An 18,820-nucleotide genomic window follows, 5' to 3' on the forward strand; every position below is an offset into this window, starting at 1 on the left:
CCTCTCCGAGCAACTCCGAGCTCCTTCCTGAGCGAGCCCCGGCCCGCGATCGACCGCCTGCTCGGCGGTGTCGGTGATGGTCGCGGAGGACATCGCGTCCCGGTTCCTGATCAGGCCGGGACGGCCGCGACGGTCTCCTCGATGGCGCGGCGCATGAGGTCGTGCTGCCGCTTCACGAGGTCGATGGGATCGGCCTCGCCGAGGTCCTGGAACGCGTGGCCCTCCCACTCGCTCGAGAGGTAGCCGCGGTAGCCGCCCTCGACGAACCGGCGCACGATGCGCGGGACGTCCATGGCCGGTTCGTTCCCGGCCTCATCGATGTCGTAGAACTTCGCGTGCACGTGGAAGATGCGCGGCATGATGTCGAGCCACTCCTCCGGCGGCACGAGCCCGTGCATGTTGAAGGCGAGCCGGGTGAACGGGCCGAAGCCCGTCGGGTCGACGCCCTCGCCGCGCAGGTAGTCCTCGAACCTCTGGTTGCGCACGTGCATCGGCGTGGGCTCGTGCCAGATCTCGTCCATCACCGGGAAGTGGCGCTCGTCCATGCCCATCCGGGACAGCTGGCCGAGCAGCGTCGGTGAGAGGGAGTGCATCGTCGAGGAGAAGTCGGCGGTGAACCCGAGCCGGTCGGACTGCAGCTCGTCGTACATCTCCCGGATCTGCAGCACGTGCGGGTCGTTCGGCCCGGACGGCGCGTGGATCTCGTAGCCGAGCCGCTGGTCGTAGCGCTCGGCGAGCGGGAGCAGGCTCTTCAGCAGCTCCTTGCCGTGCGAGCGGATGACGACGCGCGAGAAGCCGAGGGTGTGCGCGGTCGCGAGCTGCCGGGCGAGGAACTCGTGCTCCTCGTCCGGCGTCATGTCACGGTCCTTGCGGCGGCCCATGTCGAGGTTCGTGCCGATGGCGGAGGGCTCGAGGCCGTAGCGCTCGATCGAGTCGCGCCAGAGCCGCACGAAGTCGTCGTCGACGTCGGGGTACGTGCGCAGCAGCTGGGCGATGTTGAACTCGATGCCCGGCCCGAGGCCCTCGTCGGCGGCGGCCTTGATGAGGGTCTCGGGCGTGTAGATCCCGGCGGCGAACTCGCTCGTCAGCGAGTAGAGGGTGACGCCGAGCTTGATGCCGGTGCCGGCGATGCCGGTGTCGTCCGTCATGCGGGTGCTGCCTCTCAGGAGTGGACGGGCTGGGCGAGGTGCGCCGCGAGCTGCGCCCGTGCCTCGGCGGGGTCGGTGATCATGCGGGAGCCGGCGGCCTCCGCGGCGGAGCGCTGCACGGCCTGCTCGCCGGCGATGATCTCGAAGGGGCTCTGCCAGGAGTTCCAGTGCCAGCCCTCGTACTCGCTCGAGATCGCGCCCGTGTAGCCCTGCTCGACGAGCAGGCGGATGAGGTCGCGCACCGGCACCGACGGCTCCTCGCCGGACTCGTCGATGCCGAAGAACTTGCCGTGCACGTGACGGATCCACGGCATGATCTCGAGCCAGTCGTCCACCCTGGCCGGCCCGAAGAGGCCGGTGCCGTTGATGCCGAAGTCGACGCCGAGGTCGGGACGGCCGTTCTGCGCGGCGAGCGCGATGAAGCGTCCGAACCGCTGCCCGTGGTCGGCCTGGTCCTTCGGGGGCCCCGCCTCGGAGAACTCGTTCCAGAGGTCGACGACCTTCGCGAGCAGGTCCTCGGACGCACCGCGCCGGCGGTACGCCTCGATGAGCGACGGCGCGAAGCCGACGGTCGTGGCGCCCCAGTCGGCGGTGAAGCCGAGGTAGGGCGAGCCGACCTGCTCGTAGCGGTCGCGCAGCGCGAGGATCCGCGGGTGCGAGGCGTACTGGTCGGCGTGCACCTCGAGGGCGAGGGTCACGCCGTAGCGCTCGGCGACGGGCGCGAGGCGTTCCATCGAGTCGGGCTCGATCGAGATCTGCACGCGGGCGATCGGGAAGCCGAGCCTCGCCGCGGCCTCGATCTGGCGCCGCATGTACTCGATCAGCTCGTCCTGGTCGAGCAGCCGGTCGCGGTGGATGCCGATGTCCGCGTTGATCGCGAGCGAGGTGGTCACGAGCCCCACCTCGGCCACGAGGTCCTTGAACCAGCCGGCGAAGCGGTCGTCGATCTCGGGGAACCCGCGGAAGCTCGAGAAGCCGATGACCTCGAGCCCGGGGCCGTAACCCTCCGCGGCCGTCTTGCGGATGAGGCCCTCGAGGTCGTACTCGCGCCCGTGGAAGGCGCGGGTGAAGCTGTAGAGGGTGACGCCCTGGATGGGCGAGCCGAGCGTGGTCACGCGACGGCCTCCTTCGTGCTCGCGGCCGCCATCGTCTTCGTGTCGTGCTCCTCGATCCGGAGCACCTCCCCGTCGCCGATAATGATGTACGGGATGTAGAGCTTCAGCTCGACGTCGACGCGGTGCTCGCCGCCGGCTTCCACCGGCAGCTCGCCCGAGACGACGGCCGAGTCGAGCGGGAACCACCAGTCGTCGGCGCGGGTGGCGAGCTCGGCGATCGCGTGCGTCTCGCCGTTCATCGTCCAGGTGAGCGAGTCGGCGGGCGCCCGCACGCCGTCGACGGCGAGGGCGACCTCGGAGATGCAGGACGCCGGGAGGGCGCGGTACCAGGGCAGGCGCACCTCGACGGCGGCGCGGCCCCCGTCGGTCGTGAGCGTGCCCTGCTCGATGATGCGGTCGGGGATCACGGCTTCGTGTTTCCTTCCTCGTCCGGAGACGTCAGGCCTGCGCGGCGAGCTCGCGGATGCGGGCGGTCGACGCGGCCGACTCGGTGGTCGGGTAGTACTCGAGGCCGATCGGCCCGTCGTAGCCGGAGTCGCGCAGCGTGCGGAGCGCCGCCGGCCAGTCGATGGCGCCGGAGCCCGGCTCACCGCGACCCGGCGCGTCCGCGATCTGCACGTACGTGACGAGGTCCCCCGCGCCGGCGAGCTCGGCGGCGACGTCCTCGCCCTCGACCGTCGAGTGGTACAGGTCGTAGAGGATGCCGAAGAACGGGGAGTCGACCCCGCGGGCGACGTAGGCGGACTCCGCGGTGCGGTCGAGCAGCGAGCCGGGGTGGTCGACGCGGACGTTCACCGCCTCGAGCACGAGCGTGATCCCGGAGCCGTCGATCTGCGCGATCGCCTTCCGGTAGATCTCGACGAGCTTGTCGAGCTGCACCTGGCGCTTCCAGCCGCCGAAGCCCGTGCCGCTGCCGACGACGATGCGCGGGCAGCCCAGCTCCTGCGCGATCGCGACGCCCTCGTCGAGCTTCCGGTAGAACTCCGAGTGGTCCCACGGCGGGATCATGAACTGCGTTCGAGGCTCGGCGAGCTGCGCGGTGAGCGCCGTGCCGGTCTCCTGCAGGGCCGCCTTCAGCGCCGGGAGATCCTTCGGTGTGGCGGGGGCGTCGACGCCGGTCGGTCCCCACATCTCCACGGCGTCGAAGCCGGCGGCCGCCGCGGCGCGGACGCGGTCCTCGTAGGCACCGGCCTCGGTGAAGAGGAGCTCGATGTTCGGTGCGAGTCGGTACATGGCCTTCTTCCTGTTCGGCCCTGGTCAGGCGGTGGCGAGCGCGGCGCGCATGCTCGCGCGGATGAGGTCGTGCTGTCGGCGGACGAGCACGAGGGGGTCGACCTCACCGAGCTCGGCGAAGGCGTGACCCTCCCACTCGCTCGACCAGTAGCCCCGGTATCCGCCGTCGACGAACACGCGGACGAGCTCCGGGTAGTCGATTGCGGGCTCCTGCCCGTGCTCGTCGATGTCGTAGAACTTCGCGTGCACGTGGAGGATCTGGGGCATGATGTCGGCCCACTCGCGCGGGTCGACGTGGCCGTGCATGTTGAAGGCGAGGTGCGCGAAGGCGCCGAGGCGGCCCGGATCGAAGTCGCGGCCGCGGAGGTAGCCGATGAACTCCTCCTGCCGCTGCCGCATCGGGGCGTCGGTCGCCCAGATCGCCTGCAGGCGGTCGACGGCCTCGTCGTCGAGCCCGGCGCGGCGCACCGCGCGCAGCAGCGTCGGCGACATCGCGTGCATGGTCGAGGAGAAGTCGGCGACGAAGCCGAGCAGCGGGGAGCCGAGCTCCGCGTAGGTGTCGCGGACCTTCAGGATCGTCGGGTCGTTCGGCCCCATCGGGGCGTGGATCTCGTAGGCGAGCTGCAGCTCGAGGCGCTCGGCGACCGGCAGGAGGCGGCGCAGCAGCTCCGGCTTCGCGCTCTGGATGCGCACGAGGGGGAACCCGAGCCGCTTCGCGCCCTGGAAGAGCAGCTCGCTGAACTCGAACTCCTCGTCGGGCGTCATGTCGCGGTCGCGCCGGCGGCCCATGTCGAGGTTCGCGCCGAACGACGAGGCCTCGAAGCCGTGCCGGTCGAAGGCCCCGCGCCAGCGCGCGATGAAGTCGTCCGACAGGACCGGGTAGGTGGGCAGCATCTGCGACGCGACGATCTCGATCCCGGGACCGATGCCGAGCTGCGCGACCCGGTCGAGCAGGCCGTCGAAGTCGAACCAGCCGGCGCGGAACTCGGCGCTCGCGGAGTAGAGGGTGAGCCCGAGCCGGAACGGGTCGCCGTCGGCCGCGGGCGGCGGCGCCTCGACCGTCTCGAGCGCGGGTGCGGGCGCGTCCCGGTCGGTCACCGTGAGCGCGAGCTGCTGGTGGACCACGTTCGGCACGTAGAGGCCGGGGCCGCCGTCCTGCCCGGGCGCGATCTGCATGTAGGGCAGCCGCAGCTCGCCGTGCACCACGACGTCGTGCGTCTCGCCGAGCGCGGCCCGCTGCGGGCGCCGCACGATGAGCAGCGGATGCGACTGGAGGTACCAGAGCACCTCGCTCTGCTGCGGGAGCTCCGCGAGCGCGTACGTGTCGCCGTCGAGCTCGAAGGCGAGGTCCTCCTGCGGCACCGGCTCGCCGTCGATCGTCACCTGCAGCGTGCCGACCGACGAGAGCCACAGGCTCCGGTACCAGGGGATGGTGAGTGACAGCGCGAGTCCGTCCGGATGGGTCCGGAGGCTCGCGTCGTCGATCAGTCCGTTCGGCATGGGGATCCCCTGTTCCTGATCGGCCGGCGTCGTCGCCGTGTGACGTTCGGAGGCTAGCAGTGTTTATGTCGGTTTTGTACCGAAGTGAGGAGAAGTCGCTCGGAACCGGTTGCGGAGCAGCGTGAGGTGCGCGGCGACCTGGTCCCGAGCCGCGACCTCGAGCCCCTGCCACTCGTGCCCGCCCCACTCGCTGCACACCGTCCCCGGCAGGCCGGCCGCCAGCAGTCCGTCGATCACCGCCCCCGCCTCCCCCGCGAGGTCGCGCGCGGCCGACTCGAGGTCCCACCACTTCACGTGCACGGCGGCGATCCAGGGCGCGAGCGGCAGCCACGCCGACGCGGGGGCGGCACCGAACCGGGTCAGGGCGGTGATCAGCAGCGCGTGCGCCGCCGGGGTGAGCGAGTCGTCCCCGAGCGCGGGCAGGACGACCGGCGCGACCCGCCGCTCGGCGAGCGCGTCCGCCAGGCGGTCGAGGAGCTCGCCGGGGACCCCCTCCGCGCGCACCGCGTCGACGTAGCTCGGCGGCAGCCCCGACATGAGGGCGCTCGTGTCGAGCAGCAGCCGGACCGCCGTCTCACCCGTGCGCTCGAGGTCGTCGATGCGCGACGCGATGGCGCCCCCGGCCGGATCGGCGGGTCCCTGGACCTCCTCGAGGATCAGGACGCCGGCCTCGCGGGCATCGGCGGCGGCGGCGGCGAGCACGTCCCAGCCGAGCACGCCGAACGGGATGCGCAGGCCTTCGGCACCGAGCGCCGACGCGGCCGCGACCTGCGACCGCAGCTGCGCGAGCCGCTCATCGTCGGAGGCGAGAGGGCCGGGACCGGGCGCGACGTCCGCGCCGGCGCCGAGCAGCGACGCGCTGCCGCCCGCCGCCGCGACGACCGCGGCGGTGCGACGCACCTCGTCGAGGTCGAGCAGCGGGTACGAGCGGAGGTGCTGCGCCGCATCGATCTCGACGGCGACGTCGGGCTCGGCCCGGAGCAGGCCGTCGAGCAGCGCGTCCGGCGGGTGCTCGGCCGCGAGGAGCTCGTTCGTGAACGAGAAGAGGGTCGCCGCGAGGCGGGGCGGCGCGCTCATCCGGCGCCCTCGACGTCGACGCGGCCGCGGACCTCCTGCAGCACCTGCACGGGGGCACCGTCCGGCCCGAGCAGGTTCGGCAGCTGCAGCCGGATCCGGAGGACGACTCCGACGGCGGCGGACTCGACCGGTGCGCCCCACTCGAGGACCTGCCGGTCCTGGAGGAACCAGGTCGTGTCGCGCATGGCGCCGAGCGCCGCGACCTCGACGGCGCCGCGCTCGAGGCGGAGCCGGAGGCCGGGGACCGCCGTGCCGTCGAGCAGCAGCTCGACGTCGCGCACCGCTGAGAGCGGCAGGCTGCGGTACCAGGGCAGCCCGACGGGGAGCCGGTTGACCGACCCGGCGCGCAGGACCGCACCGCGCAGCGCGTGCTCGGTGAGGGTCACGATCCGCCCCGTCGCGCCATCGGCCGCCCCTTCTGCTCGGAACCAGCGGAACGGACTGTAGCCCGCCGCCCGTGCCGCCGCGCAAGTGGCCGGCCGGATCGGCGGTCCCGCCCGGGACGGACTACGCTCCCCGCAGCACGCGCCCGCGACGACGGGGGCGCGAGCCGGCGAGGAGGCCGGACCATGACGGACAACCGCGAGCTCGTGGCGGACTTCGCCCGCATCTTCTACGCCGAGCGCGACCCCCGCACCGCGTTCGCCCGCTACGTCGCCTCGGCCTACGTGCAGCACAACCCGGGCCTGCCGGACGGCCCGGAGGCGGCCGTCGAGGCGCTCGAGCCCACGTTCCAGGCGGTCGGCGCGCGGTTCGAGGTGCAGCGCCTCCTCGTGGACGGCGACCTCGCGGTCGTGCACGTGCGGGCGTCGCGACCGGGCGCCCCCGACACCGCGGTCGCCGACTTCTACCGCATCGCGGAGGGGCGGATCGTGGAGCACTGGGACGTGCTGCAGCCGGTGCCGGCGACGTCCGCGAACGCGCATCCGATGTTCTGATGGCCTCGATCACGCACGGCGATCCCGCCGCACTGGATCCCCGGGATTCCGGGGATCCGGGAGGCCTCGGGATCAGTGGTCCTGCTTATGCCGCGGATCGACAACTATTATGTTGATTTCGAGCGAAACCTCTGGGAGAGTGACCGGCGTCCCGCCAGGGGACTCGGCCGCACGTCCTGCCGCGGCCGGTCAGACGAAGAGGTCTCACGGAAGGCTGGCCATGTCACAGTCCACGACGACGCGCATCCGCCGCGCAGCAGCGATCGCCGCTGTCGCCGCGGTCGGCGTCTCCCTCGCCGCCTGCTCGGGCGGCGCCTCCGGCTCCGGCTCCGGCTCCGGTGGCGGCTCCAGCGCCAAGGAGCCGCAGTCGTTCACCTTCGCGTTCTCGGAGGCGAACACGAAGGACAACTCCCTCGAGCAGGTCGCGACCGCGTTCGAGAAGCTCCACAAGGGCGTCAAGATCACGATCCAGAAGCTGCCCGCGGAGAGCGTGGGACAGGCGATCGCCACCCGCGTGCAGGGCGGCAACGCCCCCGACGTCTTCGCTGCCGAGTCGGGCATCGGCCAGGTGAACGCGATCCAGCCGTGGGCGAAGGCCGGGCTGCTGCTCCCGATCACCGACCCGGCCGTCACGACAGCGCTCAAGCCGGCCGGCCTGAGCCAGTTCCAGTACGGCGGCAAGACCTACGCGGTCTCCCGCGGCAGCGGCCTGAACGGCATCATCTGGAACGCCGACGCCGCGAAGTCGATCGGGGTGAACCTGACGGACTCGTCGACGTTCCAGGACGTCCTCTCCGGCTGCGCCGCGGCCAAGGCGAAGGGCAAGAGCCTCTTCGGCCTCGCCGGCGCGGTGCCCCCGAACCCGGGCATCCTCGCGCAGATCATCGCGACCTCCACCGTCTACGGACCCGACCAGAACTGGAACACCGAGCGCGCGGCGGGCAAGGTCAAGTTCGCCACGACCGCGGGCTGGAAGCAGGCGCTCGAGGCGATCCAGACCATGTACAAGCAGGGCTGCTTCCAGCCCGGAGCCACCGGGGCGGGCTTCGACGCGCTGACGAACGGCGCGAGCTCGGGCCAGTTCTTCGGCTTCTTCGCCCCCGGTGGCGCGGCCGCGAGCGTCAACGCCGCCTCCGGTGGCCACGTCCACCTCACGGTGCTCCCGCTGCCGTCGCCGTCGGGCACGACCTACGCATCGGTCAGCTCCGACCAGGTCGTCGCCGCCAGCGCGAAGACGAAGAGCCCGAAGCTGGTGCAGCAGTTCCTCAGCTACATCGCGGGCCCCGACGGCCAGAAGGTCGTCTCGGTCGGCGTCGGCTACCCGGTCGGCACGAAGGACGCGAGCGCGCTGCCGGACACCTACAAGCCGGTCGCCTCGATCCTCACGTCCCCGAACGTGCGGTCCTTCCCGTCGATCGAGTGGACGAACGGCAAGATCTCGAACGACCTCGGCGCCGGCGTGCAGGGCATCCTGACCGGCCAGAAGACGGTCGCCCAGGTGCTCGACCAGCTCGACACCGACTGGGGCTGATCCCCTCCGAGGCCCGGGGTGGCGCGACGACGCCGCCCCGGGCCTCTTCCGTACGGACCACCGGACGAAAGACGAGGAACCCGATGTCAGCGACGCAGAGCCGCGTCCGCGCGACCGCTCCGGGACGCGGCGCCACCGCGCAGATCCCGAGCAGGCGCCGGTCGAAGCGGGTCGGATACGGCTACTGGTGGTGGTCGCTGCCGGCGCTGGTCCTCACGATCGTCACCGTCTACATCACGACGGCGTCCGGCGCCTTCTTCGCCTTCACGAACTGGACCGGCGTCGGCACGTTCGACTTCGTCGGCATCACGAACTTCGTGAACATCTTCAAGACGCCCGAGCTGATCGGCGCCCTGGTCAACACCCTGGTGCTCGCGTTCGGGTTCGTCGTGCTCACGAACGTCTTCGGCCTGCTCTTCGCGCTCGCCCTGAACCGGACGCTGAAGACCCGCTACCTGCTGCGCACCCTCGTCTTCATGCCGGTGGTGCTGAGCCCGGTCGCGGTGTCGTTCATCTGGAAGTTCATCTTCGACTTCAACGGCCCGCTCAACCAGATCCTCGGCGCGGTCGGCCTGAAGTCGCTGCAGACCGCCTGGCTGGCGAGCCCGTCGCTCGCGATCGTCTGCATCCTCGTGGTCCTCGTGTGGCAGAGCATCGGCTTCGTCATGGTGACCTACCTCGCGGGGCTCGCGACCGTGCCGCCCGAGCTCGAGGAGGCCGCCGCGCTCGACGGCGCCGGGGTCTGGCGCCGGTTCCGCAGCGTCACCGTCCCGATGATCCAGCCCTCGATCGCGATCGCGACGACGCTGACGCTCATCCAGGGCCTGCGCGTGTTCGACCAGGTCATGGCGCTCACCGGAGGCGGTCCCTCGCACGCCACCGAGACGCTCGCGACCGAGATCTACAACCAGACCTTCACGTACCAGCAGTTCGGCTTCGGCGCCGCGATGGCGCTGGTGCTGTCCGTGCTGATCCTCGTCTTCACCGTCGTCCAGCAGTCGATCACCCGTGATCGCTCGCAGATCGGGGACTGAGCCGCGATGTTCACCTACACGAAGAGGACCCTCGTCCTCGAGATCGTCACGATCCTCGCCGCGCTGCTGCTGCTCGCGCCGTTCTGGATCCTGATCGTCGGTGCCTTCAAGACCGGCGACCAGGTCCTCACCACCCCGGCGTTCGCGCCGCCGACCGCCCCGACGCTGTCGAACTTCGCGCAGCTGCTGTCGCCGTCCGGCGCCTCGTCCGGCAACATCCTGCTCGGCCTCGTCACGAGCGTGCTCATCACCGCCGGCAGCGTCCTCTGCCTCGTCGTGTTCGGGTCGCTGGCCGCGTACGTGCTCACCCGCAGCACCCGCCGCTGGAGCACGCGCGCCTACTACGTCTTCATGGTCGCGATCGTGCTGCCGACGCAGCTCGGCACCCTGCCGCTCTACATCGGCGCGCGGAACCTCGGCCTCGTCGGCTCGCCGCTCGGCATGGTCCTCATCTACACGGGGCAGCTGCTCCCGCTCGCCGTCTTCCTCTACGGCGGGTTCTTCCGCCGCCTCCCCCTCGAGTACGAGGAGGCCGCGACGATCGACGGCGCCTCCCGGCTGCAGGTCTTCTGGCGGGTCGTGTTCCCCCTCATGTCGCCGGCGACCGGCACCGTCGCGATCCTCGCCGGCCTCATCGTCTGGAACGACTTCTTCACCGCGCTGATCTTCCTGAACGGCTCGGACTGGCAGACGCTCCCCGTGGTCATGTACAACTACGTCGGCTCGCTCGTGTCGCAGTGGAACCTGATCTTCGCCGTCGTGATCATCTCGATGGTCCCGATCCTCGCGTTCTACGTCTTCGCGCAGAAGCGCTTCATCCAGGGCTACGCCGGTGGCCTCAAGAGCTGACGGGCCGCTCCGCACCGCGATCGTCGGCTTCGGCGGCATCGCGCGCGGGCTGCACCTGCCGCTGCTCACATCGTTGCCCGAGTACACGGTGCCGACCGTGGTCGCCCGGTCGGCGGGCGCCGCGAGCGCGGCCGCCGAGGCGCTGCCGGATGCCGAGGTGCTGCGGAGCGTCGACGAGCTGCTCGCCGCGCCCGCGCGGATCGACCTCGCGGTGGTCACCGCGCAGGACGACGCGCACGTCGGGCTCGGGCTCGCCCTGATCGGCGCCGGGATCCCGACCGTGATCGAGAAGCCGCTCGCGCCCACCGTGGAGGGCGTCGAGCGGCTGCAGGCCGCCGCCCGCTCGGCCGGCGTGCCCGTCGTGGCCTTCCAGAACAAGCGGTGGGACCGCGACTACGCGACCGTCGCGGCGGCCGTGCGCCGCGGGGACGTCGGCGAGGTGCTCCGCTACGAGGCGTGGCTCGTGCGCTGGAGCGCCCGCATCTGGGACAACTGGCGGGAGCGCGCCCGACCGGGCACGGTCGACGGCCCCCTCGCCGACATCGGCAGCCACCTCGTCGACCAGGCGGTCGCGCTGCTCGGGCCGGTGGCCGCGGTGAGCGCCGAGCTCGACCGCCGGCGCCCCGGCACCGAGGTCGTCGACGACGGGTTCCTCGCGCTCCGCCACGTCTCCGGCGCGCGCACGCACCTCCATCTCGGGGCCCTGACGTCGTGGCCGACCCCGGGCTTCGTCGTGCAGGGCACGGAGGCGGCGCTCGTCTCGACCGGTTCGGACGGGCAGTTCGCGGCGATCTTCCACGGGGTCGGCCCTGAGGACCCGCGCTGGGGCTCGTTCGACTCCTTCCAGGTCGTGCGGCACGCGGGCGGTCCGCCGGGCCCGGTGCCCCTGCCCGGCGAGACGACGCCGGTCGAGCCGGCCGAGACGGACGCGCGCGAGTTCTACCGGCTCCTCGCGGCCGCGCTCCGCACGGGTGCCCCGCTGCCCGTCGACCCCGCGGAGACGCTCCACGTGCTCCGGGTGCTCGAGGCGGCGGCGCGATCCGCCGCCGAGGGCGGCGCGCCGATCGCCCTCGGCCCGGACGGACACGGCAGCGGCGCGATCGGGCTGTCGCGGGAGAACCGCGTGGATAGCATCGCCCGATGACCAGCACCAACCTCGACCGACGCGAGGGCGCCGCTCCCCCGTCGGGACGGGACATCCTGCTGCTGGCCCAGATCGTCGACCTCATCCGCACGGGCGTCGCGAACACGCGACCCGATCTCGAGCAGGCGACGAGCCTCGGCCGGACCGTCGTGAACGAGCGCCTCCGCGAGGGCATGGACCTCGGGATCCTCGAGGAGGGCGGCACCGCGCAGGCCGAGCGCGGACGCCCCTCCCGCACCGTCCGCTTCCGGGCGGAAGCGGGACTGATCCTGAGCGCCGGGTTCGCGGACAACGCGCTGCACGCGGCGCTCAGCGATCTCGACGGCACGGCGCTCGCGCGGAGCGTCGCGGACGCGGACGTGCTCGACGGACCCGACGTGGTCCTGCCCGTCGTCCAGCGCGAGTTCCAGGCGCTGCTGAAGCGCGCCGGCCGCGGCCGACCGGTGTGGGGCGTCGCGCTCGGGCTCCCCGGCCCCGTCGACTTCGCGAGCGGGCGGATGGTCGCGCCGCCGATCATGCACGGCTGGGACGGCTACGACGTGCGCGGCTGGTTCCGCAACCGCTACGAGGCGCCGGTGTGGGTCGACAACGACGACAACCTCCGCGCCTTCGGCGAGTGGGCGATCGACCAGCCGGACGACGTCCGCGACCTGCTCTACGTCGAGATCGGCGAGGGCATCGGCAGCGGCTTCGTCACGGACGGCCGGCTGCACCGCGGCGACACGGGAGCGGCGGGCGACATCGGCCACTTCCGGGTGACCGACGACCCGACTGCCGTCTGCCGCTGCGGGCGGATCGGCTGCCTCGCTGCGGTGGCGAGCGGCTGGGGGCTCAGCCGGATCCTGACGCGGGCCGCCGAGCGCGGCGAGAGCGCGATGCTCGCCGAGCTGCTCGCGACGGAGGGGCGCATCGCCGGGCACGAGCTCGCGAAGGCGATCGCCGCGAGCGAGCCGGTGACGATGGCCGCGGTGCGGCGCGCCGCACGCCTCACCGGCCTCACCGTGGCCGGGCTCGTGAACTTCGCCAACCCCGGCACGCTCGTGCTCGGCGGCAGCGCGCTCCGCGGCACCGACGTCTTCTTCGACACCTTCAAGGCGGCGGTGCTCGAGCAGACCATCGAGCTCGCCGCCCGCCGCCTCGTCATCCGGCCGAGCACCGCCGACTTCGAGATCGCCACCCTCGGCGGCGCGCTGCTCGTCGCGCGGCGCCTCCTCCATCCGCAGTCGCTGCAGCTGTGGCTCGGCGCGGGGACGCCGATCGGGTCGGCGGTCCGGATCCAGGAGCTGGTCTGACCGCCGACCGCGACCGCGCCGGCCCCCGCTAGGCCTTCGCGATGCCGAGCTCGTGCTGCAGGTACCAGCTGTTCAGCATCACGAGCTCGGCGGGGTTGCCCCCGTGGTCGCTCTCGACGACGACCCAGCCCCGGTAGTCGTGCGCGCGGAGCGCGTCGACGAGGCCGGCGACGTCGACGAGCCCGCCCTCGGTGCCGAGCTCGTAGAACCAGCGCTCGATGCGTCGTCCCGCGCCGCCCTTCAGCATCGTGCTCTCGGCGCCGGGCATGCGGTACTCCTCGCCCGCATCCCGGTGGCGCGTGTCCTTCAGGTGGACGTGCGTGACCCGGTCGGCGTGCGCCTCGTAGAAGGCGACGGGATCGATGCCCCCGATGGTCAGCTCCGCCGTGTCGAGGGCGAAGCCGACGAGCTCCGGGTCCGTCGCGTCGAGCAGCCGCTCGACGTCCTCCGCGGTGTGCACGGCGGAGAGGCAGTCGTAGTGCAGGGCGAGCCCGACGCCGGCGTCGGCCGCGCGCCGGCCGACGCGGTTCCACAGCGCCCCGAGCACCGCGTACTCCTCGGGCGCGAGCGGTGCGCCCATCCAGGCGGAGTGCGCCGGACGGACGACGAGCTGCTCCGCGCCCACGGCGGAGGTGAAGTCGACGATCGGGACGGACCACTCGACGATCGCGTCCGAGTCCGCGGGGTTGCGCGCGAACCGGAAGGCGTAGTTCTCCTCCTCCTCGGCGGGCGCGCTCGGGTCCCAGAAGACACTCGACACCTGCTGCACCCCCGACGAGCGGAGGAACTCGAGGAACGCCTCGGCCGTGCCGTGGTTCCGCAGGATCACCTCCGGTCGCGCGATGTTGTCCCACCGTCCCGTGCCCGAGGGCAGCTCGACGGCGTCGAACCCGGTCGCGGCGAGCGTCTGGAGCGCCCGCCGGTGGTCCTCGTGCCGCACGAACACGTCGAGCCGGAAGTTCCACTGGTTCAGCCCGTAGGCCCAGCGCAGGGTGTCCTTCATCGGGTCGCCTCCCCTCGGGCGGCGCGCTCGGCCTCGGCGAGCACGGTGTCGATGTAGTGCTTGGCGACGGCCGTGGCCTCGGCGTAGCTGCCGCCGCCCAGCTCGGCCTTGTCGTGCTCGACCGTGAGCCAGCCGTCGTACCCGGAGGCGACGATCTCGCGCATCAGCGCCGGGAAGTCGACGAGCCCGCCCTCGGTGCCCATCTCGTAGAACCACCGCTGCGTGTACGGGGCCTGCAGCTCGGGGTCCGGCGGCGTGCGGTACTGCTCCTGCCGGTCCACGTCGTGCGTGTCCTTGAAGTGGAAGCCGGTCACCCGGTCCCTGACCTCGCGGAACAGCTGCACCGGGTCGACACCCGCGATCGTGTGCTGCGCCGTGTCGATGAACGCGAACACGAGCTCCGGGTCCGTGTACTCGAAGAAGGTCTCCAGCTGCTCCCGGGTGCGGATCGCGCCCCAGAACTCGAAGTGGCACGTCGTCCGGATGCCGTGCTGCAGCGTCATCCGGCCGACGCGGTTCCAGAGGTCGGCGACGACCTTGATCGTCTCGTCGGTGACCGGCTCGGTCTGCCAGTGGGTCGAGGTCGGCATGACGATGAAGTTCTCGACCGAGAGCCCCTCGATCATCCGCATGATGCTCTCGCTGTCCGCGACGATGCGGTCGTGGGTCTCCCGCACGTGCGGAGCGGCCCAGCGGGTGGCCGAGGGATAGGCGGAGAAGATCCCGGTGATCTTCTCGAACCCGTTGTCCTGCAGGTGCTCCTCGAACCGCTTCACCGAGCCGTACATGCCGGCGTAGACGGGCAGGTAGAAGAAGAAGGTGTCGAAGCCGGTGAAGCCGAGGGACGACAGCTGCTTGATGTACCGGTCCATGTAGGCCCGGTTGAACGACGGCGGCTGCGGCCCCTGGGGCGTCTCCGTCACCCAGTGGTCCATGTAGGACCACTTCCGCCAGGTCATGCCCGCTCGCTCGAGCAGGCGGCGTCGAGCCCGGCGGCGGACGGGGGAAGGACGGCCCGCCGGCCGGGGACGAGGGGGATCGGAGGCGCCATGGTGCTGCCTTTCGAGCGTGCGGCGGACGGGTTCAGAGGGTCGCGCTGAGGGAGCGGAGCAGCGCGTGCTGGCGGCGGAGCTGGTCGGCGGCCCGGCCGGTGGCGTAGTCGCCCTCGTACTCGCTCGAGAGGTAGCCCCGCCACTCGCGACGGTGCAGCACCTCGAGGAACTCGGCCCACGGGATGTAGTGGTCCTGCAGGTCGTCATCGACGCAATAGAACTTCGCCTGCACGTGCACCACCTTGTCGAGCACGTCCTCGAGGTCCGAGACCGGCACGACCGGCGTGATCGGGGGCCGGCCACCGCCGTTCCCCATCCGCATCGGGGTGCCCCCGCGGCGGCCGTGCATCGACTTCTGGAACACGCCCGTGTCCATGAGGAGCCCGAAGTGCTCGGTGCCGGTGCGGTCGATGAAGGCGAGGTAGTCGTCGACGACCTTCGACCGGATCACGCTCGGCCAGTGGATCTCGGGGCAGATGACGACGTCCTTCTCGGCGGCGAGCTCGAGCACGCGCTCGGTCGCGGTCTCCCAGACGGGATGGGGCTCGAGGTCGGCGGTGACGACGCCGAGCTTCGGGCGCAGGTACCGGAAGCCGAGCGTGGCGGCGAGCCGGAGGTCGAGCTCGAGCTGCTCCACCGCCTCGTCCTCCGTGATGTCGCGGCCGGGGAAGCGGCGGGTGTCGATCCACGAGCCGTAGCAGGTGGGCGTGAGCCCGAGCCGCTCGTTGCGGGCGAACCAGGCGTCGACCCAGGCTGCGGGCGGGTTCGGGTAGTCCTCGACGTGCGCCTCGCCGAGGATCTCGAGGCCCGTCGCGCCGAGGTCGGCGACGTCCTCGATGACGTCGTCGAGGGTCTTCGTCACGCCGAACTCGCCGGTGTAGCTGTAGAGGGAGACGCCGTACTCCCACGCGGGTGCGCTCATCGGGTGATCACCAGCTTCCGCTGCTCGATCCAGATCGAGGGCTGGAGCTCTTCGGGGATGTAGGACATGCGGATGCCGAGCTCGACGGTGACGTCGTGCTCGCCCACGGCGAGGGGCTCGTCGCGGGGCACGGACAGCACCGCGGGCCGGTCGACGGGCCAGCGGAGGTCGCTCGGCTCGCGCAGGTCGGCGATCGTGAAGGAGCGGTCGCCGATCGTCCAGCGGACGGCGTCGGCCGGGAAGCCCTCACCGTCGACCTCGACGGTGGCGCCCTCGAGCAGGTTCGCCCAGAGGCCGCGGTAGTACGGCAGCCGCAGCCGCAGCTCGAAGCCGCCGTCGGTGTTCCGGAACCCTCCGGTCTGGATCATGGGTTCGTCGAGCATCAGCCCTCCTCGGTGAGCGCCCGGACGAAGCGGGCGACGGTGCGCAGCGCGGCCTGATGGCCGGGGTGGTTCAGGTAGCCGTGATCGGCGTCGCGCTCCTGGGAGACGGCGACATCGACGCCCGCGACCGCGAGCTCGGCGGCGAAGGCCTCGGCGGACGCGCGGAGACGATCGCGACCCGCGTTCACGACGGTGGTCGGCGGCAGCCCGCTGACGTCGTGCCCGCCGGGGAACGCGTACGGCTCCGCGAGCAGCGCCGGGTCGCCGACGTAGTTCAGCTCGAGCACCCGCGGCGGCTCGGGCGGCGCCGAGCCGTCGGGCAGCGCGAGGGCACGGGCGAGATCCGGGCTGGGTGCCGGCAGCTCGGCGTGGAGCACCGGGTAGCAGAGCAGCAGCGCGGCGGGCACGACGGTGCCGCGGTCGCGCGCCCGGAGCGCGGCGCTCGCGGCGAGGTTGCCGCCGGCGCTCGCGCCGCCGATCGCCACCCGGGTACCGGTCGCGCCGAGGTCGGTCGCGTGCTCGATCGTCCAGTCGAGGGCGGCGAGCAGCTGCAGCGACGCGACCGGGTAGCGCACGCGCGGCCCCGATGCCGCGATCTCGGCCTCGATCCGTGCCCGGCTCGGCACGTTCGGACCGCGCTCCTCGTCCGGCAGCGCGAGCAGCAGGTCCGCGGGCGCGAGCGAGTAGCCGACCGAGACGACCGCGACGCCGCGGTCGGCGAGCAGCCGTGCGGTCTCGTCGGCCTCGGGCATGTCGAGCGAGCCGCCGAGGAAGCCGCCGCCGTGGGCCCAGACGAGGGCAGCGCCGGTCGGCGCGTCCGGCCGGTGGAGGCGGACGCGGAACGGATGCCCGGCGGCCTCGAGCACGACCTCCTCGGTCGCCGGAGCGACCGTGCTCACGCGAGGACCTCGGTCCGCGCGCCGGCCGCGACGCGCTCGGCGATGTCGCGCGCCCCCCGGACGGCGAGCGCCACGGAGGTGAGCGTGGGGTTGCAGGCGATCGCCGTCGGGATGACGCAGTTGCCGGCGACGTAGAGGCCGTCGACGCCCCAGACCCGCGAGTCCGGCCCGCACACCGAGGCGCCGTCGTCGGTCTCCCCCATGCGCGCCGTCCCCTGGTAGTGCAGGGAGGCGCCGGGCGAGAGCTCGAGGGGCGCGTCGCCGATGAACTCGCCGAGCACGGACGCCGCGCGGACGATCGCGACCTTCGCCGCCCCGATCGTCGCCCGGTCCTTCGGCGAGAGGACGTAGTGGATGCGCGGCTTCGGCATGCCCCACTCGTCGCGTTCGTCATCGCTGAACTCGATGCGGTCCTCGGGGCTCAGGTCCTTCGCGCAGAACCAGCCGAGGCCGACGATGGTGCCGGGGCTCGGCTCGTCGTCGCCGACGAGCGGGATCGGCGACGCGTCGAGCTGCATCACCTGGCCGTGGAACGGCTCCGCGTCGGTGTAGGGCACCCACGAGACGCCACCCTCGCCGACGATCTCGGTGCGGCCGCGCGGATCCTCGTCCTCGACCGCCGAGGGCGCCACGTCGCGCAGCCGCACGGCGAACACGATCTGGGGCTGGTCGTTCAGATAGCGGCCGAGCGCCTGCGGGCGCACCCCCGAGGCGAAGAGCACCTGGGGGGTGCGCAGGGCGTCCGCAGCGACGACGACGAAGCGGGCGCGCACCTGGTGATCCGTGCCGTCGGTGCGGTCGGCGACGACGACACCCGTCGCGCGGCCGTCCTCGACGACGACGCGGCGCACGAGCGCCTCCGGGAACAGGGCGAAGTCGGGGTTCGCACGGGTGGCATCGCCGAAGACGACGTCGGAGCCGCTCCAGACGAGCGCGCCGTCGTCGCGGCGGTGCACGGCGAGCGGCATCGGCCGCACGGTGCGGTCGGCGGCGCGGCCGTGATCGAACTCGGCGCCGAGCCGGTCGCGCACCACGTCGGAGTACGGCGCACCCGCGAAGGGGTTCGCCGAGACGCCGAGCAGCCGGTCGGCCTCGTTCAGCAGCTCCTCGAAGTCGTGCAGGTACGCGACGCGCTCCGACTCCCCCGGCCGCGGGCAGGCGCCGGTCCAATGGGCGCCCATCCCCCCGACGTTCGTCGACATCGCGCCGGCCGGCAGGCCGTCCTCGCCCGGCAGCTGGTAGCCGTCCTGCAGCACCTGGGTGCCCGGCCGCACCACCCGCTTGCTCGGGTCGGCGTAGCCCTGGCCGGAGGCCGTGACGGTGTGCGGCCGCAGGCCCTCCGACCGTCGCTGCGCCTCGGCGCGGAGATGGTCGTCGGCGATGTTCTTCACGTGCAGGCCGGGCGGATCCGCGAGCTGCGGGCCGGCCTCGAAGAGGGCGATGCGGGTGCCGGGGCTGCGCTCGCTCAGCACGCGGGCGTACGCGGCACCGGTCGGGCCGCTGCCCACGATCGCCACGTCGACCTCGTCCGGGAACGGTCTCGTCATGCTGGTCCTCCGGGCTCGCGACGCTGCTGGTGGTGGGCGCTCCGATATTTGCATAAAATCGGCAGAAGTCCAACGACCAGACGAAGAAGTCCGGTCAGCGAGGGAGGAACGTCGTGTACACAGGTCGATCCCGAGGCCCTCCTCGCCCGGATG

Annotated in this window: 19 protein-coding genes; 6 read left to right on the forward strand and 13 right to left on the reverse strand. The window is 72.2% G+C overall.

Annotated elements, in window-relative coordinates; genetic code table 11:
- Nucleotides 1-110 precede the first annotated feature (110 nt).
- The 7 genes from QDR37_RS12955 to QDR37_RS12985 all read right to left on the reverse strand — a co-directional run bounded on the left by QDR37_RS12955 (nucleotide 111) and on the right by QDR37_RS12985 (nucleotide 6,459).
- Nucleotides 111-1,148: a TIM barrel protein gene (locus tag QDR37_RS12955; RefSeq protein WP_279714205.1), complete on the reverse strand. Its 1,038-nt coding sequence runs from the start codon at nucleotides 1,146-1,148 to the stop codon at nucleotides 111-113.
- A 14-nt stretch (nucleotides 1,149-1,162) separates the two neighbouring features.
- On the reverse strand, nucleotides 1,163-2,263 hold the full coding sequence (locus tag QDR37_RS12960; RefSeq protein WP_279714206.1) for a TIM barrel protein: 1,101 nt from the start codon (nucleotides 2,261-2,263) through the stop codon (nucleotides 1,163-1,165).
- Complete coding sequence (locus QDR37_RS12965) at nucleotides 2,260-2,670, reverse strand: DUF6379 domain-containing protein (RefSeq protein WP_279714207.1); 411 nt, start codon at nucleotides 2,668-2,670, stop codon at nucleotides 2,260-2,262. The genes QDR37_RS12960 and QDR37_RS12965 overlap by 4 nt, the downstream gene beginning before the upstream one ends.
- A 31-nt stretch (nucleotides 2,671-2,701) precedes the next feature.
- Nucleotides 2,702-3,496, reverse strand: coding sequence for a TIM barrel protein (locus tag QDR37_RS12970; RefSeq protein WP_279714208.1), 795 nt, complete (start codon nucleotides 3,494-3,496; stop codon nucleotides 2,702-2,704).
- A 24-nt stretch (nucleotides 3,497-3,520) separates the two neighbouring features.
- Nucleotides 3,521-4,996: a DUF6379 domain-containing protein gene (locus tag QDR37_RS12975; protein ID WP_279714209.1), complete on the reverse strand. Its 1,476-nt coding sequence runs from the start codon at nucleotides 4,994-4,996 to the stop codon at nucleotides 3,521-3,523.
- A 63-nt stretch (nucleotides 4,997-5,059) separates the two neighbouring features.
- Nucleotides 5,060-6,073, reverse strand: coding sequence for a hypothetical protein (locus QDR37_RS12980; protein ID WP_279714210.1), 1,014 nt, complete (start codon nucleotides 6,071-6,073; stop codon nucleotides 5,060-5,062).
- The gene (locus tag QDR37_RS12985) at nucleotides 6,070-6,459 is read right to left on the reverse strand and encodes a hypothetical protein (protein ID WP_279714211.1); all 390 of its coding nucleotides are present in this window, start codon (nucleotides 6,457-6,459) and stop codon (nucleotides 6,070-6,072) included. The genes QDR37_RS12980 and QDR37_RS12985 overlap by 4 nt, the downstream gene beginning before the upstream one ends.
- A 183-nt stretch (nucleotides 6,460-6,642) precedes the next feature.
- Between QDR37_RS12985 and QDR37_RS12990 the strand changes: the two genes are divergently transcribed.
- The 6 genes from QDR37_RS12990 to QDR37_RS13015 all read left to right on the forward strand — a co-directional run bounded on the left by QDR37_RS12990 (nucleotide 6,643) and on the right by QDR37_RS13015 (nucleotide 12,861).
- The gene (locus QDR37_RS12990) at nucleotides 6,643-7,011 is read left to right on the forward strand and encodes a nuclear transport factor 2 family protein (protein WP_279714212.1); all 369 of its coding nucleotides are present in this window, start codon (nucleotides 6,643-6,645) and stop codon (nucleotides 7,009-7,011) included.
- A 220-nt stretch (nucleotides 7,012-7,231) separates the two neighbouring features.
- Nucleotides 7,232-8,542, forward strand: a complete 1,311-nt coding sequence (locus QDR37_RS12995; RefSeq protein WP_279714213.1) for an extracellular solute-binding protein — start codon at nucleotides 7,232-7,234, stop codon at nucleotides 8,540-8,542.
- Between the two features lie 83 nt (nucleotides 8,543-8,625).
- Nucleotides 8,626-9,576: a sugar ABC transporter permease gene (locus QDR37_RS13000; protein WP_279714214.1), complete on the forward strand. Its 951-nt coding sequence runs from the start codon at nucleotides 8,626-8,628 to the stop codon at nucleotides 9,574-9,576.
- Between the two features lie 6 nt (nucleotides 9,577-9,582).
- Nucleotides 9,583-10,425 (forward strand): carbohydrate ABC transporter permease, encoded by an 843-nt coding sequence (locus QDR37_RS13005; RefSeq protein WP_279714215.1) that lies wholly within the window; start codon nucleotides 9,583-9,585, stop codon nucleotides 10,423-10,425.
- Nucleotides 10,409-11,569 carry a Gfo/Idh/MocA family oxidoreductase gene (locus QDR37_RS13010; protein ID WP_279714216.1) on the forward strand — a complete coding sequence of 387 codons (1,161 nt, stop codon included), beginning with the start codon at nucleotides 10,409-10,411 and terminating at the stop codon, nucleotides 11,567-11,569. The genes QDR37_RS13005 and QDR37_RS13010 overlap by 17 nt, the downstream gene beginning before the upstream one ends.
- A complete protein-coding gene (locus QDR37_RS13015) occupies nucleotides 11,566-12,861 on the forward strand; it encodes an ROK family protein (protein WP_279714217.1) in 1,296 nt (431 codons plus the stop codon). Before QDR37_RS13010 ends, QDR37_RS13015 begins: the two co-directional genes overlap by 4 nt.
- A gap of 28 nt (nucleotides 12,862-12,889) precedes the next feature.
- On the opposite strand, the gene QDR37_RS13020 is transcribed toward QDR37_RS13015, so the two are convergent.
- The 6 genes from QDR37_RS13020 to QDR37_RS13045 form a co-directional block, all read right to left on the reverse strand.
- A complete protein-coding gene (locus tag QDR37_RS13020) occupies nucleotides 12,890-13,864 on the reverse strand; it encodes a sugar phosphate isomerase/epimerase (RefSeq protein ID WP_279714218.1) in 975 nt (324 codons plus the stop codon).
- Complete coding sequence (locus QDR37_RS13025) at nucleotides 13,861-14,823, reverse strand: TIM barrel protein (RefSeq protein WP_279714219.1); 963 nt, start codon at nucleotides 14,821-14,823, stop codon at nucleotides 13,861-13,863. The genes QDR37_RS13020 and QDR37_RS13025 overlap by 4 nt, the downstream gene beginning before the upstream one ends.
- 124 nt (nucleotides 14,824-14,947) lie before the next feature.
- Entirely contained in the window at nucleotides 14,948-15,838 is an 891-nt protein-coding gene (locus QDR37_RS13030) for a TIM barrel protein (RefSeq protein ID WP_279714220.1), read from the reverse strand.
- The gene (locus tag QDR37_RS13035; RefSeq protein WP_279714221.1) at nucleotides 15,835-16,221 is read right to left on the reverse strand and encodes a DUF6379 domain-containing protein; all 387 of its coding nucleotides are present in this window, start codon (nucleotides 16,219-16,221) and stop codon (nucleotides 15,835-15,837) included. The genes QDR37_RS13030 and QDR37_RS13035 overlap by 4 nt, the downstream gene beginning before the upstream one ends.
- Nucleotides 16,221-17,120 carry an alpha/beta hydrolase fold domain-containing protein gene (locus tag QDR37_RS13040; RefSeq protein WP_279714222.1) on the reverse strand — a complete coding sequence of 300 codons (900 nt, stop codon included), beginning with the start codon at nucleotides 17,118-17,120 and terminating at the stop codon, nucleotides 16,221-16,223. The genes QDR37_RS13035 and QDR37_RS13040 overlap by 1 nt, the downstream gene beginning before the upstream one ends.
- The gene (locus tag QDR37_RS13045) at nucleotides 17,117-18,667 is read right to left on the reverse strand and encodes a GMC oxidoreductase (RefSeq protein WP_279714223.1); all 1,551 of its coding nucleotides are present in this window, start codon (nucleotides 18,665-18,667) and stop codon (nucleotides 17,117-17,119) included. Before QDR37_RS13045 ends, QDR37_RS13040 begins: the two co-directional genes overlap by 4 nt.
- Nucleotides 18,668-18,820: the final 153 nt, after the last annotated feature.

This window comes from Amnibacterium sp. CER49 (assembly GCF_029846255.1).
GTDB lineage: Bacteria > Actinomycetota > Actinomycetes > Actinomycetales > Microbacteriaceae > Amnibacterium.